General features: G+C 39.0%; 19 protein-coding genes. 6 read left to right on the top strand and 13 right to left on the bottom strand.

The annotated features are described in order from the left end of the window. Nucleotide 1 precedes the first annotated feature (1 nt). From HYB91_RS12125 to HYB91_RS12110, 4 genes are all read left to right on the top strand, one after another. On the top strand, nt 2-3094 hold the full coding sequence (locus tag HYB91_RS12125) for an AAA family ATPase (RefSeq protein ID WP_253719543.1): 3093 nt from the start codon (nt 2-4) through the stop codon (nt 3092-3094). A gap of 78 nt (nt 3095-3172) precedes the next feature. Further along, a complete protein-coding gene (gene uppP / locus HYB91_RS12120) occupies nt 3173-3982 on the top strand; it encodes an undecaprenyl-diphosphatase UppP (RefSeq protein WP_002676441.1) in 810 nt (269 codons plus the stop codon). Nucleotides 3983-4006: 24 nt separating this feature from the next. After that, entirely contained in the window at nt 4007-6520 is a 2514-nt protein-coding gene (locus HYB91_RS12115; RefSeq protein WP_002676442.1) for a DNA translocase FtsK, read from the top strand. A gap of 23 nt (nt 6521-6543) precedes the next feature. Beyond that, a complete protein-coding gene (locus tag HYB91_RS12110; RefSeq protein ID WP_002676443.1) occupies nt 6544-7980 on the top strand; it encodes a nicotinate phosphoribosyltransferase in 1437 nt (478 codons plus the stop codon). 98 nt (nt 7981-8078) lie between these two features. On the opposite strand, the gene HYB91_RS12105 is transcribed toward HYB91_RS12110, so the two are convergent. From HYB91_RS12105 to HYB91_RS12065, 9 genes are all read right to left on the bottom strand, one after another. Continuing rightward, the gene (locus HYB91_RS12105) at nt 8079-9542 is read right to left on the bottom strand and encodes a lipoprotein 17-related variable surface protein (protein ID WP_002676444.1); all 1464 of its coding nucleotides are present in this window, start codon (nt 9540-9542) and stop codon (nt 8079-8081) included. 177 nt (nt 9543-9719) lie between these two features. Continuing rightward, the gene (pcp, locus tag HYB91_RS12100) at nt 9720-10373 is read right to left on the bottom strand and encodes a pyroglutamyl-peptidase I (RefSeq protein ID WP_002676445.1); all 654 of its coding nucleotides are present in this window, start codon (nt 10371-10373) and stop codon (nt 9720-9722) included. A 17-nt stretch (nt 10374-10390) separates the two neighbouring features. Next, nucleotides 10391-11389 carry a DUF979 domain-containing protein gene (locus HYB91_RS12095; RefSeq protein ID WP_002676446.1) on the bottom strand — a complete coding sequence of 333 codons (999 nt, stop codon included), beginning with the start codon at nt 11387-11389 and terminating at the stop codon, nt 10391-10393. Next, the gene (locus HYB91_RS12090) at nt 11382-12056 is read right to left on the bottom strand and encodes a DUF969 domain-containing protein (RefSeq protein WP_002676447.1); all 675 of its coding nucleotides are present in this window, start codon (nt 12054-12056) and stop codon (nt 11382-11384) included. The genes HYB91_RS12095 and HYB91_RS12090 overlap by 8 nt, the downstream gene beginning before the upstream one ends. 72 nt (nt 12057-12128) lie before the next feature. After that, on the bottom strand, nt 12129-14225 hold the full coding sequence (locus tag HYB91_RS12085; RefSeq protein ID WP_002676448.1) for a methyl-accepting chemotaxis protein: 2097 nt from the start codon (nt 14223-14225) through the stop codon (nt 12129-12131). A gap of 359 nt (nt 14226-14584) precedes the next feature. Next, a complete protein-coding gene (locus tag HYB91_RS12080; protein WP_002676449.1) occupies nt 14585-16675 on the bottom strand; it encodes a methyl-accepting chemotaxis protein in 2091 nt (696 codons plus the stop codon). A 55-nt stretch (nt 16676-16730) separates the two neighbouring features. Continuing rightward, nucleotides 16731-18380: an ABC transporter ATP-binding protein gene (locus HYB91_RS12075; RefSeq protein WP_002676451.1), complete on the bottom strand. Its 1650-nt coding sequence runs from the start codon at nt 18378-18380 to the stop codon at nt 16731-16733. Next, nucleotides 18380-20188 carry an ABC transporter permease gene (locus HYB91_RS12070; protein WP_002676452.1) on the bottom strand — a complete coding sequence of 603 codons (1809 nt, stop codon included), beginning with the start codon at nt 20186-20188 and terminating at the stop codon, nt 18380-18382. The genes HYB91_RS12075 and HYB91_RS12070 overlap by 1 nt, the downstream gene beginning before the upstream one ends. 168 nt (nt 20189-20356) lie before the next feature. Continuing rightward, complete coding sequence (locus HYB91_RS12065) at nt 20357-21682, bottom strand: outer membrane protein assembly factor BamD (RefSeq protein ID WP_002676454.1); 1326 nt, start codon at nt 21680-21682, stop codon at nt 20357-20359. Between the two features lie 196 nt (nt 21683-21878). Here HYB91_RS12065 and HYB91_RS12060 point away from each other — a divergent pair, with 196 nt between their 5' ends. Beyond that, a complete protein-coding gene (locus HYB91_RS12060; protein WP_002673118.1) occupies nt 21879-22646 on the top strand; it encodes an alpha/beta hydrolase in 768 nt (255 codons plus the stop codon). Between the two features lie 108 nt (nt 22647-22754). Continuing rightward, nucleotides 22755-23654: an adenosine deaminase gene (locus HYB91_RS12055; RefSeq protein WP_002673116.1), complete on the top strand. Its 900-nt coding sequence runs from the start codon at nt 22755-22757 to the stop codon at nt 23652-23654. 1 nt (nt 23655) lies between these two features. On the opposite strand, the gene HYB91_RS12050 is transcribed toward HYB91_RS12055, so the two are convergent. Genes HYB91_RS12050 through HYB91_RS12035 form a run of 4 tightly spaced genes read right to left on the bottom strand, consistent with a single transcriptional unit; the run spans nt 23656 to nt 26942 of the window. Beyond that, the gene (locus HYB91_RS12050) at nt 23656-24444 is read right to left on the bottom strand and encodes a sulfite exporter TauE/SafE family protein (protein ID WP_002673114.1); all 789 of its coding nucleotides are present in this window, start codon (nt 24442-24444) and stop codon (nt 23656-23658) included. 18 nt (nt 24445-24462) lie between these two features. Further along, entirely contained in the window at nt 24463-25350 is an 888-nt protein-coding gene (locus HYB91_RS12045; RefSeq protein ID WP_002676456.1) for a DMT family transporter, read from the bottom strand. A gap of 22 nt (nt 25351-25372) precedes the next feature. Continuing rightward, on the bottom strand, nt 25373-25933 hold the full coding sequence (gene fic / locus HYB91_RS12040) for a protein adenylyltransferase Fic (RefSeq protein ID WP_002676458.1): 561 nt from the start codon (nt 25931-25933) through the stop codon (nt 25373-25375). Next, nucleotides 25923-26942: a virulence RhuM family protein gene (locus HYB91_RS12035; RefSeq protein WP_002676459.1), complete on the bottom strand. Its 1020-nt coding sequence runs from the start codon at nt 26940-26942 to the stop codon at nt 25923-25925. Before HYB91_RS12035 ends, fic begins: the two co-directional genes overlap by 11 nt. Nucleotides 26943-26953 lie beyond the last annotated feature (11 nt).

Raw genomic sequence — 26953 nt, 5'->3', positions numbered from 1 at the left:
TTTGAAGCCTGAAATTTTAAAACTAACCAATATAGGCCCCTTTCGAGGAACTCATACAATAGACTTTAGCCTCATGGATTCTATTTTTTTGGTATGCGGAAAAACCGGTGCCGGAAAAACAACCATCTTCGATGCAATCTCCTATGCCTTTTATTCAAAGCCTTTAGGGAGCCGCTCCCAAATTACCCGCAGCCTCCGCAGTCAGTTTGCCCCTGAGGAGGAAACGGCCGAGGTTGAGCTTATCTTTACTATGGGACCTTCCAAATACAGGATTTTTAGGCGGCTCCCTTTTTTACGCCCGGGAAAGAAAAACGAAAGCCCTGAAGAATCGGCCCTAACCCAATGGGACGGCAAAACTTGGAAAGATTTAAGCTCTACAAATAAGCGGGACACGGATAAAAAAATATTGAACATAATAAACCTAAACGAAAAAGAATTTGCCCGCATTGTCCTCCTCCCCCAAGGCGAATTTGCCGCTTTTTTACGCGAAAACTCAAGCCAAAAAAAAGAAACCCTTGAAGAGCTTTTTCCGATTTCCCGCTATACCAAAATAATGGAAAATCTAAAGGAAAGAGAAAAAGCGGAGTCCTATAAAATAAAAAACACGGAAGATGCCCTTGAAGCCCTCGGCAAAGAATTCGATGCCGATTCCTATCCTTCAAAAAAAGAAAGTTTTGAAAAAGAGATAGAACTTATCAAAAAAAATTATAACAAAATATCAAAAAAAATAGAGGAAAAAATCTCGGAAAAAGAACAGGCCAAGGTTCTCAAAGAAAAAAAGGAAGAACTTATAACAATAAAAACAAGGCTCGAAAATCTTAATGCCCATAAAGAGGAAATAGGCCTGATGGAAGAAGCTGTCGAAAAAGCCCGCAGAGCCTCCTCTCTTGCAGTGCTTGCCGATTCCGTAAAAAAACTGAAAAACAACATAGCCGAATATAAAGCCGACATCGAAAAAAAGATAAAAGACTTAAATGCCGTAACCCAAGTTTTGGATTCTCTTAAAGCACAAGAAAAAGAAATCGAAGCCGAAAAAGAAAACAATGCTGCCCTAAAGCAAAGCCTCGACCGCCTCAAAAGGGCTGCCGAGGTATACAAAGAAATAGAAGAACGCTCTTATGAAAAAAAAGGCCTTTCTTTACAAAAAAAAGAAAACACCGAAAAACTTGCTCAAACCGAAAAAAACATTCAGGAACTAAAAGACAAAGTTTCGGAATACCTTGAAATAATCAGCGAACTCGATAACAGAAAAGAAAGGGCTGAAACCTCAAGCCAAAAACTTTCTTACCTAAAAAGACTTTTTGATATTGCCGTAAAAAAAGAAAAAACCTCAAAGCTCTACACCACCCATAAGGCAGCCGCCGAAAAAAACTACAACGATTTACAGTTAATTTTAAAGGATATCGAAATAGAAAAAGAGCTTTTTGAAAAACTTAAAAAAGAAAAAAAAGATTTGGAAATAAATGCAGAGGCTTCAGCCCTTGCCGTTCACTTAAAAGACGGAGAGCCATGCCCTGTCTGCGGCTCAATCCATCATCCTTCCCCCGCCGTCGAAAATACGGAAAGTATTTTTTCGCTGGACGAAAAAATACAAAAATGCGAACGCAGCATCGAAAAGTTTAATCACGATAAGGAGAACTTCAGCAACAGCCTCACAGCCCGCAATAAAGATGCAGACTGGCACAAGGAGCAGCTGGAAGAGCTTGACCGCTCTTTTTTCAACCTAAATGAAGAATTTAAAAACGCTTCTTTTATTTTTAAAGAGATGCCCTCGGAAAAAACAGTAGAAGACCTCCTTCCGCAAGCCGGAAAGGAAGCCGAAAAAGACTCCCTTCTTTTTAAAGAAGCCCAAACCGCAAATACTGCAAAAATAAATTTGGAGCAAAAGCTTTCTTCTATCCAAACCCAAAAAGAAGCTCTTACAGAGGCTCTTACAAATATCAAGATAAAAGAAAGCGAGTTAAACACAATCCTCCATGAAAAGAAAAAACAATATGATGAAGCCTTTAAGTCTATCCCCTCCGATATCCAAAAGGGAAATATAGATGACACTATCGAAGGCTGTAATGAAATGATTTTTGCCTCCGACCGCAAAATCAGCGGCTATGAGGAAAGGCTCAAAGAAAGCAATGACCGTCATACAAGCATAAAAGCCGGCCTTATTCAAAGGCAGGAGCAGTTGGCCAAGTGGGAAAAATCTTTATTGGAAGAAGAAGAAAATTTAAAAGATTCTTTTGAGCGTAAAGGCTTTTCTTCCTTAAAAGAGCTTTTAGATTCTATTTTGCCCGAAGAAAAAATCTCCGATTTTGAAGAAACCATAACGAAATTTAAAGAAGAAAAAATTACCTTGGAACATTCCGCTGCCGGCCTCAAAAAAGATATTGAAGGCAAAACTTTTATTCAGCCCGAAAAGCTCGAAGACGAAATTATAATCTTGCAAAAAAATCTTGATGAAGAGCAAGACCGTCTTGCAGAAATAAAAAGCTCCCTCGACAAACTCAAAGACCTTTTTGAAAGACGACAGACCCTTTTAAACGAATTAAAACAAAGGGCCGAAGAGGCTCAACTTATAACCGAACTTTCTTTAAGTTTAAACGGCAGCAATAAATACAAACTGAAATTCGATATTTGGATGCTCTCGGCCTTTTTACGCGAAATAATCGTCTATGCCAACACCCGTCTTGAACGCATGAGCGGAGGCCGCTATGTCTTAAAGTTGAGCAAGGAGCTTTCGGGTAACAATCTTTCCGGATTGGACATGGAAATTTATGATGCCTATACGGGCGGCATCCGCCCCACAGCCAGTCTTTCGGGAGGAGAAACCTTTATGGTTTCCATAAGCTTAGCCCTAGGCCTTGCCGACTCCATTCAAACAAGAAGCGGAGGCATAAGATTGGATTCAATGTTTATAGATGAGGGCTTCGGCAGCCTCGATGAAGCAAGCCTTGAAAACGCCATAAGCATTCTCGATGAGGTAAGGGGTAACCGCATGGTCGGGATAATTTCCCATGTCAGCGAGCTAAAAAACCGCATCCCCCAAAAAATCGAAATAGAAAAAACCGCCAACGGCTCGGCAATAAAAATAAGGGGTTAAGCATTCCCTGCTGGAAATTTTCTCTTTTTTGTGATATAGTGTTGCTTTATCGTATGTAAAACCTTTCGGGAGAAATTTATGTCGATTTTTCAAGCTATTATTTTAGGGGCGGTTCAAGGCCTAGCCGAGTTTCTGCCTGTTTCCAGTTCCGGTCATTTAGCCGTTGTAGAATATTTTTTTAAACAAGAAGACCTTCCTATCCTCTTTGATATTCTCCTGCATGTCGCAACCCTTGCAGCTGTCTGTACGGTTTTTGCAAAAAGAATTGCCGGCCTTTTTTGTGTTTTAGGCCGATTTATCATCAGAAAATCCAAGCCTGAAGATAAGGGCGACCTTATGATGATAGCAGCCATTATAGTTGCAACCGCAGTCACAGGTGTAATAGGCCTTTTATTAAAAGATTGGGTAAAAACCATCGACATTCGTATTATCCCCCTTTGCTTTATAATAACAGGGCTCCTTTTAATCGCATCGTCTAAGATAAAACACAATAAACCGGCAAAAAACGTAACTCTCCTTACGGCAGCTATTACAGGCCTTGCTCAAGGCATAGGAGTTATCCCCGGTATTTCGCGTTCGGGCAGCACCATTTCGGCCTCTCTTTTTGCAAGTCTTGATAGGGAAAAGGCCGGAGAATTTTCCTTTTTATTATCAATACCGGCAATTCTTGCCGCATTTATACTTGAAATCAAATCTGCCGATAATCTTCTTGCAGGTGTAAGCCCTATAAACCTAATATCCGGAATGATAAGCGCCTTTGTTGTAGGTTATTTTTCTCTCCGGTTTTTACTTAAACTTATAAAAAACGGAAAGCTTATGTACTTTGCTTTCTATCTGATTCCGCTGGGACTCGGTCTTAGTATTTATTTTTGGGGTTTTGCCGGATAATTTTTACGTTTTCGGAGTTAAAATTTGATAGAAGAATCAAAATATAGGGTCATATCAATTACTTTGGGTATTTTAATTTTTATGATCGCAATCTACATAGCCTTGGCGGTTCTCTTACCTATTTTCGGTTTTAAAGGTTATATATTCCCCTTTGAAACAATAGGCACGATTCTTTTTTCCACATATAAATTTTCTTCTTTGCTGATACCTATTATTCTTCTTTATTCTTCAATTTTATTGATGATTCCGGGCTGGTCTCTTCATTCAAAATTTTTATTGTCATTTATGCCGGTGTATTTTTTAACCTGTGTTATGGGAGAGCACCTAGTTTATTTTCTACTTCCTAAAATTGCAAATAACACGGTTCAAGAATTTACAAAAATTGCCGTAACTCTTGCAACAGGCCTTTTACTCTTGATGGAGGTATTTCTTACCCTTATATTAAGTGAAAAAATCCATCAAAAAGCCTCTGTTCAACCTGAAGAAAAAGACGAAATAGAGGATATCATAGGTGACAGCTATTCTTCTTCAGAAACACCCATGGTTTTCGGAGAAGGGAAAGAGACAGTCAAAACAGGATTTTGGCTAAAATCAAATATAAAGACAGCCCTGGAGACCAACAGACAAACTATGTCGGAGGCCGGCCTTACACGAAGTCAGTTTATAAAATCTCAGCTAAATAGCAGAACAGAAGAACCAAAAGAAGCCCCCCCCCCTCTTAAAGACATAGATGCAGATATACAGGTAGACATAGGAAGCGCAGCTCCTGAAGAATCCAAAAAAAGCATTATAGAATCCCTTGTCGTAATAGAAGATATAAACACTGAACAGGACTTAGAAGAGCTTAACTCCATAGATGACGGTAAAGATGAAGTATTTTTATCATCTTCAGAAGAAGAAAGCGATGAGAATGACCTTACTGAATACGCTGAATTTGAACAGCCTGAAATTGCTGAAGACGACGATCTTGAAAATGATGATGATTCTGAAAATACCGATGTTGACGATATCGATACTGATGATGAGGATCAAGATGAAGCAGAGGCTCCTCTTTCAGAAGAATTGAGCGGCGATATAGAAATCAGTGCGGCCCAGCCCTTAAAACCGAAAAAGGACTCCAAAGATAAAAAAAAGGGCTACCATATTCCTTATGACCTATTAACAAAATATCCCGGAAACGAATACTGGATAGTTGACGATTCAACCCGAAAAGCCGCAGTAGCATTAAAAAACACCTTTGAAGAATTTAATATAGCAATTGAAATTACAGGTATAAGGAAGGGGCCTGTAGTTACCATGTTTGAGGTCTTGCCTCCTCCCGGAATAAAACTGGGTAAAATTACAGCCCTTCAAGATAATATAGCCCTCCGCCTTGCTGCTCAAAGCGTTCGTATTGTCGCCCCCATTCCGGGAAAACAAGCTGTCGGTATTGAAGTTCCTAACGAATCGAGGGCAATAGTCGGCTTTAGAGAGCTAATCGAAACTCAAATTCCCGAAACCGAAAAAATGGGCATACCTATAGTTCTTGGAAAAGATGTAACGGGAGAACCTCAAACCTTGGACCTTTGTCAGACTCCTCATCTTTTGATAGCGGGAGCTACCGGTTCAGGTAAATCCGTTTGTGTAAACTCCATTATTCTTTCAATTCTTTATAATAAGAGCCCCGAAGAGGTAAAGCTCCTATTGGTTGACCCAAAGATAGTAGAGCTTAAACTTTATAACGGCATCGGCCATTTATTGACTCCGGTTATTACAGAACCCAAAAGAGCTCTTCAAGGCTTGCAGTACTGTATCTGCGAAATGGAAAGGCGCTATGCGATGCTTGACTCCATGAGCGTTCGAGATATTAAAAGCTACAATAAAAAAATAAAACGAGAAAAGATTGCAGCCGAACCGCTGCCCTACATCGTAATAATAATTGACGAATTCGCCGACCTTATGTCTACTACAGGAAAGGAACTTGAAGCTACCGTTTCAAGGCTCTGTGCCATGAGCCGTGCCGTAGGTATTCACTTGGTACTTGCAACCCAGAGGCCCTCAACCAATGTAATTACAGGTTTAATTAAAGCAAACATTCCAAGCAGGATAGCCTTTATGGTCGCCTCCCGTGTAGACAGCCAAATTATCCTCGATAACATCGGAGCCGAAAAGCTTTTAGGAAAGGGTGACATGCTCTACGTAAGTACAACCAAACCCTTCCCCGCCCGAATCCAAGGAACCTTTGTTTCCGATGATGAGGTAGAGCAAGTCGTGGAATGTGTAAAAACCTTCGGAGAACCCGATTACATAGATGACGAAATATTTGTAGACGATGAAGAATATTCGCAAGGAACCCTCTTCGGAGAAGAAAGCGATCCGCTCTATGATGAAGCTTTAGAGATTGTTTTGGCAGAGGGAAAAGCCTCAGCCTCTTACATTCAAAGGCGGCTTAAAATAGGCTATAATCGTGCTGCACGAATAGTAGAAGAAATGGAAGAACGCGGAGTAGTCGGCCCTGCAAACGGCTCAAAACCGAGGGAAGTAATTACGCATTCTTAAAATAATTATGTGAGGTAAAATTTATGATTGATAATGCTTTATTTTCAGACTTTTATGAATTGACAATGGCTCAAGGTTTTTGGAAAAAAGGAAATAACACAAAAACCGTTTTTGAAATGTTTTTTAGATCAAATCCTTTTAAGGGGGGCTATTCCGTCTTTGCAGGCCTTGAACCCCTCTTAAAAACCATTCAAAATTTTCACTTTGAAAAAAGCGATATAGACTGGCTTAAGTCTTTAGGAATATTTGAAAAAGATTTTTTAGAATATATTGCCGGTTTTAAATTCTCGGGCAATATTTGGGCAATGAAAGAAGGCAGTCTCGTTTTCCCGAATGAACCCTTAATCCGTATCGAAGCTGATACGGTTGAAGCCCTGCTCTTGGAAGGCCTGATTTTAAACATGATAAATTTCCAAACCCTTATAGCAACCAAAACAGCCCGAATTTGGCTGGCCTCAAAAAAGGGATCTATAATGGAATTCGGTCTCCGCAGAGCTCAAGGCAATGACGGTGCTATGAGTGCAACAAGAGCTGCTTACATAGGCGGAGCCTTCGGCACAAGCAATTCCCTTGCTGCCAAGGAACTCGGCATACCCGCCCTCGGAACAATGGCTCACTCATGGATAATGTCTTTTAAAAGCGAAGAAGATGCCTTTCAGGCCTATGCCGACATGTATCCCGACAATTCAATATTCTTAATAGATACTTATGATACGCTCCGTTCGGGTATTGTAAATGCTATCAAGGTAGGAAAGCGGCTGCAAGAAAAGGGGAAAAACTTCGGAGTGCGCCTCGATTCGGGCGATATTTATTATTTGAGTAAAGATGTGCGGAAGCGGCTTGATGAAGCAGGTTGTACTAAAGCAAAGATTTCCGTTTCAAACGAACTGACGGAAGAAATTGTAGAATCCCTAGTTCAAAACAATGCACCTATAGATTCTTGGGGAGTAGGTACTCACATGGTTACGGGCGGAAATGAAGCATCTCTTACAGGCGTATACAAAATGGCAGCACGCAAGAGTTTAGGAGAAACGGAATGGACTCCTGTTATGAAATTTTCGGATAATCCCGCAAAGATGACTAACCCTGCATGTAAACAGGTTTGGCGCCTATACAATCCCGACGGAACCTTTAAGGCAGATGTGTTGACCCTTGAAGAGGAAAAAATTGAAGAGGGTGTGGAACAAACTTTTTATCATCCTGCAAACGATTATCAGAATTTTACATTTACACCGGCAAAGGTTGAAGCTCTTTTAGAAAAACGTATTGAAAACGGCAAGGCTGTCGGCAAGGCTCCAAGTCTTAAAGAAATCAAAGCCTATGCTGAAAAACAGCTCGACAGTTTGGACTACACTTCAAAGCGCCTTTTAAACCCTCACATATACAAGGTTTCTTTAAGCGAAAAGATGAGGGATTTAAAACAGCAGCTGATAAAAAATAAACCGGTTTTTAAAAACTGATATTCTGCCGAACCTTAGTTTTTAAAAAGGATAATAACCGCGAATATAAAAGTGTTTCGTTTTATGTTATTCATAAAAATTCTCTTATAAAAAGTCAATTAAAAATTAGGAATTGCGGTTAACACTATCGGTTCTCCGTCTGTCCCGTTATTTTTACCTTCGAATATTATACTTATCTTAAGAGCTTGCGTATTCGCCTCTTTAGAAAATTTGATACTCTTTATAAGCATCAACTCACCGTTCCTGCCCTTCGAAAGAAAGGCGTTATTTTTATCGGCTAAAACCTTATCAAAAACAAAGTTTGAATAGCCGTTTAAAGAGAGTGTATATCCCTTCAATACAACATTTTCAAGAACAGTAAGCCAAGACATATCGCTAAAAGTACCTTGTTCTTTTATCAAAGAATCTTCAGATATAGATGACGCTTTCCAATCGGTTAAATTACCGATCGATTTTGCGAGAGCAAAAGAAAACAAATCCTTTGCCGTCGCTTCATCGATTTTTCTAAAACCGGTCTTTGTTGTTTCAAGGGTTTTAGGAATAAAACCGTTGGAACCGATATTATTTATTAAATCCTGTGTGGCAATATAATAAGTTAAATGAAGAGTGCCTGCAAAATCGTCGGCTTTTATACCGTTATTGCGCGGATCATATACGGCAGCATCGATATCCGGCAAAACAAGATATCCGCCGGAGCCTGGTTTGTACACATCCCGATATTTTTGCAGTTTTGATGTATCGAACAAACCGGCAGGCGTTTTATTCGAGGTTACGGCGCGGGCATAAAACTCGGAAGCGAATTTATTCCCTGTTTGAATAAAACCATCATCTTTTTTTACCTCGTCCAAAATATATTTAAATACATCTTCTTTTGCAAAATAAGGTTCATCTGACGATACCGTTTTATTTGAAACGGGATCTGTCTCAACATTTTCTTCGCCGCTTCCCGTATATGTTTTATATTTTATATAATATTTTGCTTCTATTTTTATTTTACCTGCATTTTCACTAAAACCAGCAACAAGCTTATAGGCGGAATGGTCTCCGATAGAAACGGTTTTATCGCTTCCCATCAATGTGTAAGAAAAAGAAGTATAACCTATCCCCTTGGCCGCATTTGCTTCAGCAATAAATTCTTGAAGACCGGTATTTTTTTCAATCACCTTATTGAATATAAGTTTATTGCCCTCTTGATACACAGGCGAATTAAGAAGCGTATTACGATACGGATGGATAAAACCGCTTACATTAAAAGTTGTATCAAAGGGGGTTCCATCCTTTGTACCTTTTACTTTTACGGTAAAGGTTCCGGCCTTATCGTCATAGGCAAGATACTTCGCTTCCGTGAACCCAAGGTTACCAATGTTTTGGCCGTTTTTTTCGGCAATTTTTTTAGCGGCATCCGAGGCGGTAATTTCACCCCGTACCATGTTTAAAGCAGCCAAAAGTTCATCTTGAGTAAAAGTTGTTTTATTATTATAATTCTGCGCACAGCCTGAAATCAGTAAAAGCAAACCAGAAATAAAAGGTAATATAATTTTTTTGTGTTTTATTTTATCCATACTAAAATATCCTTAACTGCCTACTACTTATATATTCGGATTATAAGATAGCCGGCAAAAATTCCATAACAAGTAATAAAGCAAAAAAGTTACATAGCAGCATAAAAAACGCCTATTAAGATATTTAATCCTAATAGGCGTTTTTAAAACTTAAGATAAATTCTTAAAAAATGTATTTTAGCAAATTTTACCGCCCGAAACTTTTATGTCGGAATTATTTTGGACAATAGCTTCGATTGCAAGCTCAATTCCTTTTACAATCATCTCCAAACTCATTGAAGGCGTTAAAGCGGGCTTTCCGATAACCTGTTCGGGTAAAAACGGAATATGAATAAAACCGCTTTTCATCGGTTTGCCCTGAGCCGTTCTTGCCGCAGCAATATGAGCTACACCGTAACAGACATGGTTGCAGATAAAAGTTCCTGCCGTATTCGATATTGAAGCAGGTATTTTACCGGCTTTTATCTTTTCGACAATGGCCTTAATGGGCAGAGTAACAAAGTAGGCAGCGGGCCCATCTTTTACAACGGGTTCATCAATGGGCTGATTACCCTCGTTATCGGGAATTCGGCAGTCATCAATATTTATACCGATTCTTTCAACCGAAATATCAGCCCGGTTTCCGGCTTGACCGATACTTAAAACCACATCAGGGTTTTCTTTTTCGATCATATCTTTTATCTTTGCTACTGATTTTCCGATAACTGTCGGAATTTCCAGCTTGATAATTTTTGCTCCCAAAATTTCATTGGGAAGAAGTTTAATTGTTTCAAGAGCCGGATTAATCTTTTCACCGCCGAAAGGATCAAAACCGGTAACTAAAATTTTCATTTATCTCCTCACTAATTTTAAAACGCAAATATCAACATCAAAATAATATGAACAATAATCAAAGCAAAGGACATAAGGGCTTGAGCCTTAATCAATGTATATTTATTTTTAGTTTCCAAAATTGCGGCAGGAACAATGTTAAAGTTTGCAGCCATAGGTGTTAAAAGAGTACCGCAGTATCCGCAAGTCATACCTAAGGCTCCTACAACAGCAGGATTTCCGCCTTGAGCAATTACAAAGGGAACGCCTACACCGATTGTAATAACGGTAAAAGCGGCAAAAGCATTTCCCATAATCATCGTAAAGATTACCATTCCAAGACAATAAGCGATAACGCCCAATACGGGAACACCCTGAGGAACAATACCGCTTGCAAAATGGCCGATTATCTTGCCTATTCCGGCAGTTGCAAAGATTGCACCCAAAACGCCGAGGAGCTGAGGAAGTAAACTTGAAGAGCCTACCTGCATCAGCATCTTTGAAGTATCGTTGATAGTATCCTTCATCTTAGGTTTGGTTAAAAGTATTGCAAAAATGAGGGCAACTATCGAAGCAAGGCCTACAACTTGTGCAGTAGAAAAACCGAAGATTATTTCTTTTCCGGCAGCATTTGTTCCAAGCGAAATTTTAAAGCTCTTCATTTGAGCCAATAACATCGCAACAACACCTATCAAAACGGCTGGAATAAAAATCTTGTTGCCTACCTTTTTTGAATTTTCGGTAATCTCTTCTTTTGTTGCCGACTTAATATCTGCAACTTTTACTTGTTTTGTAAGAGTAAAACCGCCCAAAACAATGAGTAAGCCTCCGATAATGGCACCTCCGTAAGGTACGTTAAGAACGATAACTTTACCGAACATAAACAAGAGACCTAAGATGCCCCAGAACAAAAATGTTCCGATTGGATTCTTTTTATCTTTTAAGGAGATTACGGCTGTGATAATAGAAACTAGACCGCAAAGGCCGTAAACAATTTCATCTATAATCATTGTATTATTATGAATAAAACTAAACATCTGCCTTTTCTCCTTTTCTAAGTGACTTTTCAAATAGCCAGCACTGCACCAAGGCTATAAGAACCATTGCAACACCGGCTAAAATTGAGTACTTAGCTACATCAGTATTTGTAATATCAAGGCCTTGTTCCTTAAGAGTTCCTGTAATTAAAAGAACACCAGATGCAACAGGAAAAATATTTTGACCGAAAAAGTTTCCGTAGTTTTCGGAAGCTCCTGCGAGCCCCTTAATTTTTTCGATGTCATCTTCGGTAAGCTTTACATGTTTTTGAGCAGCTCCTTCAGCCATGGGGAGGATTAAGGGTCTTATAAACTGAACATGACCGCCCAATCTAATAGAAAATGCAGAAGCAATTGTTCGTATAAGAATGTAGAGCCAAATAACCATACCGGCACTTGCTCCCTTTATCTTTTTAATAAAGTCTGCAGCTCTTTCCTTTAATCCGTAACGCTCCATAATAGCGATTACAGGAAAAGAAATAAAAAACAAGCTCATGTAGCGGTTGTTGACAAAACCTGTACCTATTGCATTAAGGACTTCAACGAATCCCATCTTTGCAATCAAGCCTGTTACAAGACCTGAAATCAAAACAACTGCAACTACATCGAGTTTTAAAATAAAACCGGCAATAATAATTGCAACGCCTATTAAAACCAAATAGTTCATACAATTCTCCTTTTATTGGTTTATATCCGGCGTATTTTACCAAAAAAATAAAGCTTTGTCTATTATAAATAATTACACTTTGAATTTAGAAACTTCTTCCGTAAGGTTTTGGATGCTGGCCTTATTTTTTTGGCTTATATCATTTACTTCCTGTACGGCATTGCTAATCTGTACCGCACCGGAGGCCATCTCGTTCATGCTGTCAGTTATAACGCGGGTCAGTCCATCCAGTTTTTGCATCTCCTCGGCAACACTCTCCCCTCCTTTCAGCATTTCTTCAGAGCCTGCCTGCACTTCAACCGTTACCGTGTTGATACCCTTAATGGCAGACAAAACTTCCTTACTTCCTTTCTCTTGCTCATGCATAGCTTCGGTAAGAGTATCACTCATCGATTTAACTTGCTCGGCCAAATTGAAAATAGCGTTAAATTTTTCCTCTACGGTTTTTGACGAGGTGGAAAGAGCTTCTATTTCACCCGAAAGCGCTTTAAGCGTTGCAGTTATTGTTTTGCCCTGTGCGGAAGACTCTTCTGCAAGCTTTCGGATTTCATCGGCTACAACGGCAAACCCCTTGCCTGCTTCTCCTGCATGAGCGGCTTCTATTGCAGCATTCATTGCCAAAAGGTTAGTTTGGCTTGCAATGTGCTGGATAACACTTGAGGCTTCCAATAAACTGCCCGATTCTTCTGCTATTTTCTGAGTAACGCTGTTTGCTCCTGAAATTGTTTCTTTACCGTCGGCTGTGGCGGAAGCAAGAGTTTTTATAACGTCATCGGTTTTACCCAGCGTCTGTGTGATGGATGCAATATTCGCAACCATCTGTTCGATTGAAGCGGAGGATTCGGCGACGCTGGCAGCCTGATTTTCGATACTTCCATTTAGCTGTTTAATCGTACGAACAATTTCTTCAATGGTTGCAGCCGTTTCGGTAACACTTGCCGCTTGGGTAAGAGCCTGTTGCTTTACACCGTTGATGTTGGCGCTTATCTCGTGTACGGCGCTGGCGGTTTCGGTCATATTGCTTGCAAGCTCGTTGCCGATATTTTCCATATCGACGCTGTTAAGGCCTACTTGCTTAATCGATGAGCCTATCTTCGAAATAGTCTGATTAAAGTATTCTGAGAGGTCGGTTATCTCGTCATTGCCGTGTACAGGAAGGCGTACCGTTAAATCGCCTTCACCCTCTGCGATGTCTTTAAGTGCGGAAACGATAGCCGTTATGGGTTTAATCAATGCAAGGGCTACAAAGAAAACGATGACCAGTGCAATAGATATAACCACTGTTCCGATACCGAACACCGACCTACGCAAAGTATTAACTGCTCCCATAAACTCATTTACCGGTGCGCGGATAATAACAGACCAACCAGTGGTTTTCATTGTGGCAAAAGAAGCTATGTAAGATTCTCCTTTGTATGTGTAATAGCCGACCTCGCTTTCATCTGTATCCCAAACATACTCCAAAAAATCGGCACACGAAGCAAGCTCTTTGTCCGTTTTTGCCATCTCGATAATGCTCACTTGATTTCTAACCAGCTCGATATCTTTATCTGCAACAATGTTTGTTGTATCTCCCATTATATAGCAATTACCTGTTTTGCCGACAACTATGTCATCTATTTGATCGGAATACCAAAAGGCATCCATATCGGCAATGAGTACTCCGATAACTTTTTTGTTATCATCATACACAGGTACAGCAATATCGGCAACAAAAGAATTACCTGTACGAGCATCAATGTACGGCTCACCGCAAAATCGTTTGCCCTGCATTCCGTCAATAAACCATTGCTCTTGCGCACAGGATGGTGTAGAGCCATCCAAAAACTGAATAATGCCTTTTTCGTCCGTTATGTATAAGGCGCGTATTGTTTTGTTGAATTGCGCTTCTTCAGCGAGTTTTTTCATTTTTTCAATATACGGCATTTGCATATCGCGTAAGAATGGCATACGTGCAATACCTTCAAGAAATTGCCATAAGGCGGTAATGCGCCCGTCAATAATTTCGGCAACATCAGTCGCCTTGTCGATTAAGTGATCTTCCACCTTTTCGGTAACGGCTTTACGGGCGATACGGGTCGCAAGGAAGCCTTCTATCGAAGAAGCTATGGCTATCAATAGACCAAAAACTATGATTAGCTTGTAGCGGATTGAAAAACGTTTTTTCATCTATGGTCCTCCTCTTTTAGATTGACAGGTCTCAATCCAAGACACGATGTATACCTTATCAAAGAGCTGTAGCTATTTAAAAATATTTGGTCAGAGGCATCCCTCGGCTGCTAGGCTTCGAATTTTATCCGGCATGCACGTTTTATGCCAAGTATTTTTGAAAAACTTTTTGCACTTTTTTTGCGAGAAGACTTGTAATTGCTATTGAAGTACTTCTCTATCATTGTTATAAAGTATACCATGCCTTCCCGCATACTGCAAGCTTTAAAAGAATTTTTTTTAGTTTTTCTGAACTTTCAAGCGCTTCCTTGAGAAGATAGAAAAACATCATCCAAAAATTCAATAAAAACAACACCGGCTTACACTTTAAATTTCCCAACTTCTTCCACAAGATTTTGTATACTGGCCTTATTTTTTTGGCTTATATCGTTTACTTCCTGTATGGCATTGCTAATCTGCAACGCACCGGCAGCCATCTCGTTCATACTGTCGGTAATTATGCGGGTCAGAGCGTCAAGTTTTTGCATTTCTTTAGCTACATTCTCACCGCCTCGCAGCATTTCTGCGGAACCGTCATTTACCTGACTGGTTACCATGTTTATATCGCGAATAGCCGACAAGACTTCCTTGCTGCCGTTTTCCTGTTCACGCATAGCGTCCATTAGGTTTTGGCTCATCGTTTTGACTTGTTCCGAAAGGGTAAAAATAGCGTTGAACTTTTCTTCTGCCGTTTTTGAAGAGGATGAAAGAGCTTCAATTTCTCCCGACAGAAGTTTGAGGGTAGAAGTGATTGCCTTTCCTTGGCTGCTGGATTCTTCTGCGAGCTTTCGGATTTCATCGGCTACAACGGCAAAACCTTTGCCTGCTTCTCCTGCATGAGCAGCTTCGATGGCAGCGTTCATCGCCAAAAGATTAGTCTGTGAGGCTATGTGCTGAATGACACTAGAGGCCTCCAATAAACCACCCGATTCTTCCGTTATTTTCTGCGTAACGCTGTTTGCTCCGGTAATAGTGTCTTTACCGTCAGCGGTAGCGGACGCAAGCGTTTTTATAACATCATCGGTTTTGCCGAGCGTCTGTGTAATAGAAGCTATGTTTCCTACCATCTGCTCGATAGCTGAAGAAGATTCTGCGACATTCGCTGCCTGATTTTCAATACTTCCGTTCAGCTGTTTTATTGTGCGGATAATTTCTTCGATGGTAGCTGCGGTTTCGCTAACGCTTGCCGCTTGGGTAAGAGCTTGCTGCTTTACGCCGTCAATGTTGGCACTTATTTGATGTATGGCACTGGCGGTTTCGGTCATATTCGACGCAAGCTCGTTGCCGATATCTTCCATATTCCCGGTGTTTAGACTTACTTGTTTAACCGATGAACTTATCTTTGAAATAGTTTGATTAAAATATCCCGACAAATCGGTAATTTCATCGTTACCGCGTATCGGAAGATGCACAGTTAAATCTCCCTCTCCTTGTGCAATATTTTTCAATGCAGAAACGGCAGTTTTTATCGGTTTTACTATGGTGCCGGCTATAAAAAAGACAATTAATTGTGCAATCAAAAAGGTTATCACACCTGTACCGATCATTGAAGTACCCAGGGTATTTACCGATCCCATAAATTCGTTTACGGGGGCATTTATAACAATAGTCCAGCCGGTAGTTTTCATCTTAGCATGTGAAGCGATTTTACTTACGCCCTTGTATTCATAAAAACCGATGGAAGACTCGTCGGCTTTTACCGCCATTCTTTCAAATTCTGCAAGGGAAGCATAAGCTGCATTCTTTTTTGCCTCTTCACTGAAATTCATATGGCCGGTTACCAATTCTTCATCTCTATCGGCAATGGTAGTTCCCGTAAGCCCTAAAATGTAGCAAATACCGGTTTTCCCGACAACTATGTCAGATATATATTCCGATAACAGTAAGCCTTTAACGTCGGCGGACAAAACTCCGACTATGGTATTGGTAGAATCGAGAATAGGGACGGCAAATGTTGTTACGAGTGTTCCGGTTGCCCTTTCTATATACGGTTCAGTAACAAATTTTTTTCCTGCAAGAGCCGCTTTAAACCATTCGCGGTCGCTTACCTGAACTGAACCTCCCGCATAATAAAAGGTTCCATTTGTATCCGTTATATCTAATTCTTTTATACGGTCGTTAAAACGAGACTCTTTTTGTAAAAAGGATACTATTTGGCTATAAGAATAAGAAGAACCAGACAACTCAGGCATACGGGCAATGCCCTCGAGAAACTGAAAAAGAGCAGTAACGCGCCCATCAATAATTTCTGCAATATCGGCCGCCTTGTCGAGTAAATGCGTATCGACTTTTTCGGCTAACGCATTGCGGGCAGTACGAGTTGCAAGAAAACCTTCCATCGAAGAAGCGATGGCTATCAATACTCCGAAGACAATAATCAGTTTGTAGCGGATTGAAAAACGTTTTTTCATTTATGGTACTCCTTTTTTAGATTGATGGGTCTCAATCCACGACATGATGTATATCTTATTTTTCCAAGCATCCCAAGGAAATCAATCTTTGATTAAGGCTTGAAAAGAGCATAATTCTATCGCCTTCAATGTCGAATTTTATTTTTTCGCCTATTTTGTAGGTTATATTTAAAAACACGACACCCGTTAAAAGAAGGTTCCCCACCTTAATTTTGACGGTAGTTTCCATACCTGTGGGCATCGAGCTGTATATAGAACCTGTCAGTTTTCCGTTTTCGTGTATTTTAATAAACTCAGGGCGGACTCCGATGATAAAATCTTTTTCAGTCGGTATGGGAGAATTTAAATCAAACTCCGCTTCATCGGCCTTTGCAATGTGATACTTAAAAGGCAAAATCTTATTTTCCTTTTCTGCATTTTTTGTGCGTTCGGCTTCTTCTTCTCTTTGTTTTTTAATTTCGGCCTCCGTTTTCAAAAGCCATTCTTTATAATCGATTTTTTGAGCCGGCTTAAACTTAAATTGCAAGCCTTCTAAACAGCTTAAATTAAAATCTCCGTCTGCAGAAGTTTCACCCGCAGCTTCTATAAAATTTATCGAAGGATTTCCTATAAAGTCTGCGGTAAATAAATTTACCGGTTTTTCATAGATATCCAATGGTGCATCATATTGCTGTAAAAGACCGTTATCCATCAAGCATATCTTTGTCGCCAGAGTCATAGCCTCCAGCTGATCATGGGTAACATAGATAAAGGTCGATTTTGTATCCAAATGAAGGCGCTGCAATTCGCTCCGCATTTCAAGCCGGAGTTTTGCATCAAGGTTTGAAAGGGGCTCATCCATAAAAAGCACCTTGGGCCCGGGAGCCAGGGTTCGGGCAATGGCAACCCTTTGCTGCTGTCCTCCTGAAAGCTCATTGGGATACCGATCCATAAACATTCCGATTTTTACGATGCGGGAAACACGGCGAACTATTAAGTCTATTTCTTCGTTTTCAAGCTTGCGTATTTTTTTTATAACTTCGCCTTTTTCATCTACAAGTTCGTAGTTATTATTTACCGAGAATCCGGTTTTCTTGTGCTTCTCTAAAAGAGATGCCCTCTTTTCATCCAAACCGGAAATTATTGATCTTACTTTTTCTTCACGATTTTCAGCTTTTTCAAGCCCGTAAGACAAAATCGTTTTTGCCGTATATTCCGAAATAATAAAGTTGTCTATTAACTTTATCAAGGCAGTTTTTTCGTCAAGTTTATTACCTTTTTTCTTATCTTTAGTCTGAGAATCACTGATAATTTCCACAGTTTTTTCACATTCATTTAAAATCTTTTTTAAGTCATCTATTCTTTTAATTTCAAAATCGCAGAGAGGCATGATTTCTTTGATGTTTTTTAAGCCGAAACTTATGTTCTCATAAACGGTCATATTCGGCCAAAGGGCATAGTTTTGAAACAAAAAACCGACCTTTCTTTTGTTTGCAGGAATGTTTATACCTTGCTCGCTGTCAAAAACCGTTTCCCCGTCGATGATTATCTTTCCGCTTGTCGGAGTTTCAAGACCGGCAATCATTCTAAGAGTTGTTGTTTTGCCGCAGCCTGAAGGCCCCAGCAGGGTAATAAACGAATTATTTTCTATGGTTAAATTTAAATTATCCGTTCCGTAAAATTTTCCCCATCTTTTTGTAAGGTTTTGTAAAATTATCTCAGGCATTATTGACCTCCTACACCCGTATCGATTCCGGCCTTTGTAAGCTTGTTTAATCCGAAATTTACGGCCAAAATAAATATAATTAAAATTAAGTTGATTGCACTTGAAAAGGCGTATAAGCCCATTTCATCGTAATAGTCAAGCATGGTTGTGCTTATCTTGGACTGACTGCACAAAAGCATAAATAAGGTTAATTCCCGAACGCATGTTATAAATGGCAAAAGATAGCCGCTTAAAATTGCCGTCTTTTGAATGGGAATTATTATCCTTGTCATACGCTTATGCCAAGGCGTGTCCTGTATCAAAGCCGACTCTTCTATTTCATTGCTGATTTGAAGCATCGAGTTAAGAGAGCTCCTCGATGAAAAAGGAATATACTTAATTGTTCCGACTATTATTAAAAGCAAAAAGGTATCATAGATTCCCAGCATAGACCCAAATATAAAGAAGGCTATGCCTACTGCAAGCGAAGGCAAAAGGTAGGGCAAAAAAGCTATATCGTTTACATAATTTGCAAACTTGTTTCTTCTGTGCTTGCTTACCGAATAGCCTATCAAAAGCCCTATCGTTCCTGCAAGGAAGGCGCAGAAAAAGGCAACAATCATTGTTCCTTTAAAACTCATCCAAAAGGCGCGGTTATATAAAATACCGAATTGTCCGTACATACCGACATCTTCGGTCGAGTGATGAGTCCACCATTTTAAGGTTAGGTTTGCAAAATTACCTGTCCGAAAAAAGCTGTAGTCTCCGGGGTTGGGCAAAAAGGTTTCAAAGGCAAAGGAAATAACGGGGTATATTCCGGTAAATAAGGTAAAGATAATTAAAATAGCAGGAATTAAATATTGCCCGATTTTTCCCACATTTACCTTGCTGACCTGTCCGCTCTTTCCGGTAATTGTGGTATAGTTTTTTCGGGATTTCATGCTGAGCCTGTTTGTAATCAGAATTAAAATTCCGAAGAGCATCATCACTACGCCGATAATACTTGCCTGCCCCGTCCTTACAACCTTTAAGTCTATATATTTGGTGGAAAGGGTTGTAAGTTTTAAATAGTGTGGAACAGGATAGCTTCCCATAGCACTGCCGAAAACGAGCAAGATGGTAGATAGGATGGCAGGTCTTAATAATGGAAGGGTTACTTTGCGGAAAATTTTTGATTTTGAGGTATTTAAAATCAAGGCAGCTTCTTCCAAATTGGAATCCATATTTTTAAATATGCCGCCGATTAAAATATAGGCAAAGGCTGCATAGTGCAAGGACAGTACAACAATTGCGGGGAATAGGCCCTCAGCCCACCATGCAGGCATTGTAACTCCGAAAAGGTCTGCAAGTATTCCGTTAGAGCCTCCCGTGACGGCAGTACTCTTAAATAAGTTTATCCAAGTAAGAGCCAATGTCCACTGAGGCATTATATACGGAAAAATAAAAACAACATTCAGATATTTTTTGCATTTTATATTTGTGCGTGTAATCAAATATGCAAAAACTCCGCCTATTAAGATAGCTCCTATACAGCTGAATATCGAAAGCAACAGCGTGTTTGTAAGCGGACTCCAAAAATTTCTCGACGAAAGGGAGCCGGTAAAAATATCTTTCCAATTAAAGACGGTAAAACCGTTCGGCCCATGCATAGCATCTATGGTCCCGGGATGAACCGCAACCGTGTCCAAAAGAATAGTTACTACCGGAGCTATAGTCGTAACAGAGAGCACAACACCGAATATAAGCAATATCAGGTTTTGAGGTTTTCTAAAAAAATCCTTACTTTGATTTAAAAAAACCGGAATTGTCTTAGTCAAAGTCTCCTCCATAAATTAACTTCCTTACGATTATACTATAACTCGAGCTTTTACGCAATATTATTCTTTACTGCACAGGCGGATGTATAGGCGGAAGCATACATTTAATAATAAAGCCTCTAAACACCTGACATAGTTTTTAGAGGCTTTATAAATTCAGATTAATTTTTTAATAATCTTTTAGTTTCTTAAGGAGCTGATCCACTCACCTACGGTAAATGTTACACTTGCACAGTATACGGGCTCTTCGACAATTAAACCGCCTTTTCCTTCGCCTGTCCACCAGTCATAGCCCCTATCGTTTTTAGCGGGGAATTTATTTATTTTTTTGGTCTCGCCGTTTACTTCTTCATCAACATAGCCGTCCATGCTGTGATCTTGATTGATAGCAGGATTGGAGCTGTATCCTCCCATGTCTTTTCCCCAAGGATGGAAGCCTTCTTTTGTTGTTACCATGTAAGCAATAAAGGCACATGCCGTCCAAGGAAGAGGAGCATTGTTTAAAACCTGCAAATAGTGCTTATATGCATAACCTCCAAAGCCGGTATATCCGTCCTGATAGGCAGCAACGGTAATATTGTTTACGGAAGATTCGTCTGTTTCTTTAATTGAGCGCAATTTGGAGTAAACCAATAAACCAGTTTGATCCTTAGAAGATTTTTTTACCAAATCTACGCTGATGGGGCCGTCATCGGTTTTTAAGTTAAACTGAGAAACAAATAGTTTGATCCATGCGAGGGCATATTTTCCGTTTTCGTTTAAACCAAGTTCTTTAGCTGTTTTTTCCAAGCCGTCTACAATGGGCTTAAAATAAGCTTTATCTGCTTCAGGCAAAGCATCATAAGCGGCTTTTACAACCTTCGAATACTTTTCATGAGTAAGCATGAGCAAAAAGTTTTTTCCGATAGGTTCGGATTCCAATCCCATAAACAAAGGACTTTGACCTTCTTTTACAAAATCCCAGACATTTAAAAACTTGTTTGAAGCTTCAACATTATTGTACATAAAAACTTTGCTCAAAGTTTGCAAGGCCAAGGGATTTCCGTTTTCTTTCATGTCGGTACCCGCAGATTCCTTCCACTCTTTAGGAACAAAATTATGTAAGATGCCCGTATCAATCATCTTAGCCTTAATCTGAGCTCCATCCTGAATAAGAGTCATAGAAAATTCGGGATTAACGTTCTTATTATCGTTTGTAAGCTGGTCAAAAATAGTATTGTTCTTAGGCTGAGACCAATCTATTTTTCCGGTATAGTCGGGATATTTTGCCTTCATTGCCTCAACAAAGGTCTCTCCTGCAGTCTTACCTCGGCTTGAGTTACCCAAACCTTTTAGAACCTTTCCGTTTGATTCTTGATAGGCCTTTTCGAAAAGCTGATCAAGAGTCATACCTTCGGCTTCCTTTATTACTTTAAGAACAGTGTTGTTCTTTTCCGATTTGCCTCCGCAGCCGGAAATTGCAAATAATAGCGCTGCGATTGATAATACTGAAATAATTTTTTTCATTTAAAGTCTCCTTATATCTTTATAATATTAAATATATTACATATTCTTTAAATACACAAGGGCTATTACCTTTAAGTTATAAAATAAGCGATTCTCCTTATTTGAAAAGGTTAAAAATTTACGGTATAATACCTAGTTTATTTGCAAAAAAAGGTATATAATGTTAGAATGTACTTAGACTTAAAGGAGATTTTTCGTGTTTTTTGACAATTATCCTATCAAACTTTCAGATACAACAAAACCCTTTTTTTTAAAAGGTCTGAAAACCGCTCCGGCTATTTTGCTGATTCATGGTTACACGGGTTCTCCCAGAGATATGATTTGGCTGGGGCATCAGCTAAATGAAGCCGGCTACAATATATATATTCCTCGGCTTCCCGGACACGGCACAAATAAGAATGATTTTTTGACTACTAATTGGAAAGATTGGCTCCGCAAGGTTTGTGATGAGTATATTGACCTCTGTGCAATGTATGAACGAGTTTTTGTAGGGGGCCTTTCAATGGGAGGGGTATTAACCTCTCTGATTGCAGCCCGTTTTAACCCTGAAAAGATATTTTTATGTGCTCCGGCTTTTATAGCAGCGGATAATCGAATAAAACTTACTCCTTTTTTAAAGTTTTTTGTCAAAAAAATAGCAACCGTCAAAAAAACTTATGAAAATGACCCCGAATACGGCAGAGCCATATCGGACTATAACGGTGTAGAATACTTAGCAAAAACGGCTGACCTTTATAAATTACAAAGATTAGCCTTAAGAAATATGGTTTTTATAAGATCGCAAAGCCTTACAGTCTTATCAAAAGCCGATAAATTAGTGCCCTTTAAGGTAAAAGACCTCATAGATAAGACTTTAAGAAATCAAAACGACTATCTAATCCTTGAAAAAAGCAGTCACATAGTTACAAATGATGTTGAAAAGGAGCTTGTCGCAAAAAAAATAATAGAATTCTTAAAGGATTAAACTTTTTAATAAAATTTACCGATAATATTGCAGGATTATTGTATATTTGATATGACTTTTTTAAAAAAGAGTGATATACTTATACTATATGGTTACAAGGAAGTATTAATGAGAGATTTTGATTACTATAAAAAGCAGCCCAAGGCTGATACTCATAATCATCTGAATTTAAGTATGGAGTATTCAGACTATAAAAAATGGGCAGGCTTTGAAATTCCCAATTTTCCCCGCAAAATGAACGGTCTTGATGAAATGCATGAAATAATCGGACAATATACTCGCCCTGCATGTACTACGGCACAACATGTAATAGATCTAATAGAAATGTCCATAATGACCGCAATAAAAGACAATGTTGTTTGTATCGAAGGATCCGTCGATATTGGCTTTATAAAGCAGTTTAATGAGAATTTGGATGCTTTTCTGGAAGGGATAAGCGGTATAGTAAAAAAATATAAAAATAAAATCAAAATCATTCCTGAACTGGGAATATCAAAGACCATAGATCAAAGTTTTTTAAAACAATGGATAGAACCCATGATATCATCAAAGGTTTTTAAAAATATAGACCTTTACGGGCCTGAAGTTTCCGAGGGTATTGAACAATGCGTATATATCTTTAAATTGGCCGAAAAATACGGCTTAAAAAAGAAGGCTCATGTCGGAGAATTTTCAGATGCGGCATCAGTCAAGTATTTTGTTGAAATGTTTGATTTAGACGAAGTTCAGCACGGCATAGGGGCCGCCCAAAACGATAAGGTGTTGCAATTTTTAGCCGACAGAAAGATACGCTGCAATGTTTGTCCGCAAAGCAATATCATGCTGGGGGCAGCCAAAGACCTAAAATCCCATCCGTTACGTAAAATGATGGATGCAGGAGTTCCTATAAGCATAGGAACCGATGATATTCTGTTCTTCGGAAAAACAAATAGCGAGCAGTTTTACGACCTTGTAAGCGAAAAAGTTATAACCGAGGAAGAAGCCGATCAGTTGATGGCAATTAGATAATTTAAAATAATCCTAATATCATCTTACCGAATACATCATAAAATAATTTTGCAAACAATAAAATTATAACAACAATCATAAGAGGCCTGATAAATGCAGCTCCTTTCTTTAAAGCAAATCCGGCACCTAAGTAATTACCGATAATACCGCAAACAGCAGCAGGAATTGCAATTGAAAAAATAACCTTATTATTTATGAGAACGGCTGTCAACGAAGCATAGTTTGAAGCAAGGTTTAAAAGTTTAGCATTCCCCGATGCCGTTTTTAGGTCATACTTCATCCATGCAGAATAAGCAATAATTGCAATCGTACCTGTTCCCGGACCTATAAGCCCGTCATAAAAACCTACACAAGCACCTATCAAGGCCGCCAAAACAAAGGTCTTTTTTTGAGGTATTTCCTTTGATTTGTTTTCATTGCCGAAATTCCGTTTTAGCAAAAGAATAACAGCTATTGCCGGAAGTATTAAAATCATAGCTTTTTTTAAAAAAACTTGGTCTATTCCCAAGGCAATTTTCATTCCCAGATAGGAAGAAATAAAAGAAAATAAGGCAGAAACTAAGGCTATACGCCACTCAAGAGCTCCATTCTTAAAAAATCGAAAAGCCGAAAAAGTTGTCCCGCATGCTGCCGAAAACTTATTGCAGCCTATAGCCGTATGAGCCGGAAGCCCTACAAAAAAATAGGCCGGAATAGAAATAAGGCCTCCGCCGCCGGCAGCCGAATCTACAAAACCTGCAAGAAAAACACAAAAACATAAAAAAATCATTGCCTGTAAAGATATATACATAAATTATTCTCCTCTATATCAATTTAAATCTACATGAACTTCTGTCTTATCTTCATGGTGTAAGAACATAAAAAGAGCCACTGCAAAAATTATGGCAAAACCTAAAAGGCTCCATCGGTCGGGAAGCTCTCCTAAAAAAGCAAAACCGAAAATTGCAGAAAAAACTATTTGGGTATAATCATAGACCGAGATTGAACCGGCCGGAGCATAAGCATAAGCTGCGGTTACACAAAACTGACCTCCTGTTCCAAAAAAACCCGCAATCAATAGCATAATGATTTGATAAAGGCTCATCGGATGATAAAAGATGATAAAAAGCGGAAACAGCATTAAAATCGAAAAAAATGAAAAGAAAAAGACTATGAGAGGCCCCTTTTCACCCTTAAGAGAAAGGCAGCGGACGCAAGTATAGGCGGCACCGGCCATCATTCCTCCGCACGCCCCTACAAGAGCTGCAATCACATGGCCTGTGTCTGCAAAAGTCGGTTTTATTATAAGAAGGCTTGCCGAAAAAGCCGTAATTACCGCAAGGATTTGATATAGTTTTATTTTTTCCTTTAAAAATAAAAAAGAAAAAAGAATGGCAAAAAAAGGTGCCAGTTTTGCAAGAATAGAAGCATCCGCAAGAAGCATGTGCTCTATCGCATAAAAGTTCCCGACAATGCCCATAGTTCCGAAAATTGCCCTCATAAAAAAGAAGGGCAGATTTTTTTTATTCAAATGAAATTTTTCCTTTGAATTTATAAGCACGGCAAAGGATACAGCAGCCGCTATTAGATTTCTAAAAAAAGCCTTTTGCATTGAAGGCAAACTACCGGCAAGCTTTGCCGATAAATTCATCGATGCAAAGCAAAGAGCCGACAAAATTAAAAACATAATACCCTTTTGTTTCGATGTTAATTTCATTTTTTTCAACTCCTAAATAATTTTACATATCCCCTATATCATAACTGCTCATGCCTTCATATTCATAAGATGCCTGTATACCCCTCATATAAATTTCCCTATTTTGAATATCATCAGTCAGAGCAGATTCCAATAAAACCTTAAGTTCCAGACTGTTTATCGGAGAGCGCTCCATCGCACTTAAATAAGAAAACTTATCTATCTTTGACCAATCAACACAGCGTCCCAGATGGTGTTTTAAAAGAGCATCCAGCCATATCCTCATACTTCTTCCATTGCCTTCCCTAAAAGGATGAGCAACATTTAGTTCTACATATTTATCCACAATTTCGTCAAAGGATTCCGACTTCATCTTATCGATTATTTTAAGGTTTTCAGCCAAAAATAAAATCGGAGCAAAGCGGAAATTCCCCTTTGAAATATTTACCTTTCTAATCTCTCCTGCAAAATCAAAAATATCTTGAAACAGGTACCTATGTATTTCTTGCAAGCCCTTAAAGGTTCCAACTTCAATATTGTCAATTAAATTTTTATCCCAAAGTTCGAGAGCCCGCATCTTTGTCAGCTTTTCTTCATCTTTCATGGCTCATCTCCTTTGTAAGCTTTTTTAACTCCCGATCAAAGTCCGATTCTATTTTTTGTGTTTTATTGAATATATCATATTCCGATTCGGCTTTTTCTTTTGCCTTAGCATGTGAAATTTTTCCTTTATTTTGAAGAATATCATATCGGCGGAAAGCTAAAAATTCATTTACACTGTGGGCAAATTCCTGCATGGTAAAGGTATTCTCCCTTTCGATTATGTCTTCAATATAATCAAAATATCCGGTAATAGCCCGTTCAAGTCTTTTTATGGATTTTTCATCAAGATAGTTCTTTGCAATACTGACATCAGATTTTAAAATACGCCCCTTAGGAGAATTCTTCCATGTCATAAGTCCCATATTTTCCTTTTTGCTGTCTGCACTTTCATATACAATTTCAGCAGCAGTTTTTCCGCTTATAGCATAATGGAATTTATTTTGCACCATAGCATAAAAATCTTTTGTAATTTGATCGTCTTTATTATAATCTATGGAACATTCAGCAAAAATATCGGTTATCTGCTGCCATATACGCCTTTCACTTGCACGGATTGAGCGGACATGCTCCAATAATTCTCTAAAATAGTCCTGACCGAAAAGTGTTTTACCCTGTTTTAATCTTTCATCATCAAGGGTAAAACCTTTTATCATATATTCTTTTAAAACTCCAGTCGCCCAAATACGGAATTTAGTTGCCTTTTGGGAATTTACGCGGTAACCGACCGAGATGATTGCATCTAAATTGAAAAATTCAGTATCTCGTTTTATATTCCGATTCCCTTCTTTTTGAACTATTTCCAAAATGGAAATAGTTGAAAAACGGTCTAGTTCTCCCTCATCAAAGATATTTTTTAAATGTTTGGATATGGCCGGAATTCCCACACCAAAAAGTTCAGCCATGGCTTTTTGGGTAAGCCAAATAGTTTCATCTTTTACAACAACATTAACCGATATGTTTTCTTCTTTTGAGGTGTACATTAAAAACGAAAGTTCTTTTAGTTCTTTCATAGCTCAACCCT

The sequence above is a fragment of the Treponema sp. B152 genome (assembly GCF_024181665.1).
GTDB lineage: Bacteria > Spirochaetota > Spirochaetia > Treponematales > Treponemataceae > Treponema_B > Treponema_B denticola.
Note: the sequence above shows the minus strand (reverse complement) of the source record. Positions and strands in the feature narration are given on the sequence as shown.

Coding starts and splice junctions, on each gene's coding strand:
- uppP (WP_002676441.1), top strand. CDS start 3,173: ATGTCGATTTTTCAAGCTATTATTTTAGGGGCGGTTCAAGGCCTAGCC.
- HYB91_RS12110 (WP_002676443.1), top strand. CDS start 6,544: ATGATTGATAATGCTTTATTTTCAGACTTTTATGAATTGACAATGGCT.
- HYB91_RS12105 (WP_002676444.1), bottom strand. CDS start 9,542: ATGGATAAAATAAAACACAAAAAAATTATATTACCTTTTATTTCTGGT.
- pcp (WP_002676445.1), bottom strand. CDS start 10,373: ATGAAAATTTTAGTTACCGGTTTTGATCCTTTCGGCGGTGAAAAGATT.
- HYB91_RS12095 (WP_002676446.1), bottom strand. CDS start 11,389: ATGTTTAGTTTTATTCATAATAATACAATGATTATAGATGAAATTGTT.
- HYB91_RS12090 (WP_002676447.1), bottom strand. CDS start 12,056: ATGAACTATTTGGTTTTAATAGGCGTTGCAATTATTATTGCCGGTTTT.
- HYB91_RS12085 (WP_002676448.1), bottom strand. CDS start 14,225: ATGAAAAAACGTTTTTCAATCCGCTACAAGCTAATCATAGTTTTTGGT.
- HYB91_RS12080 (WP_002676449.1), bottom strand. CDS start 16,675: ATGAAAAAACGTTTTTCAATCCGCTACAAACTGATTATTGTCTTCGGA.
- HYB91_RS12075 (WP_002676451.1), bottom strand. CDS start 18,380: ATGCCTGAGATAATTTTACAAAACCTTACAAAAAGATGGGGAAAATTT.
- HYB91_RS12070 (WP_002676452.1), bottom strand. CDS start 20,188: ATGGAGGAGACTTTGACTAAGACAATTCCGGTTTTTTTAAATCAAAGT.
- HYB91_RS12065 (WP_002676454.1), bottom strand. CDS start 21,682: ATGAAAAAAATTATTTCAGTATTATCAATCGCAGCGCTATTATTTGCA.
- HYB91_RS12055 (WP_002673116.1), top strand. CDS start 22,755: ATGAGAGATTTTGATTACTATAAAAAGCAGCCCAAGGCTGATACTCAT.
- HYB91_RS12050 (WP_002673114.1), bottom strand. CDS start 24,444: ATGTATATATCTTTACAGGCAATGATTTTTTTATGTTTTTGTGTTTTT.
- HYB91_RS12045 (WP_002676456.1), bottom strand. CDS start 25,350: ATGAAATTAACATCGAAACAAAAGGGTATTATGTTTTTAATTTTGTCG.
- fic (WP_002676458.1), bottom strand. CDS start 25,933: ATGAAAGATGAAGAAAAGCTGACAAAGATGCGGGCTCTCGAACTTTGG.
- HYB91_RS12035 (WP_002676459.1), bottom strand. CDS start 26,942: ATGAAAGAACTAAAAGAACTTTCGTTTTTAATGTACACCTCAAAAGAA.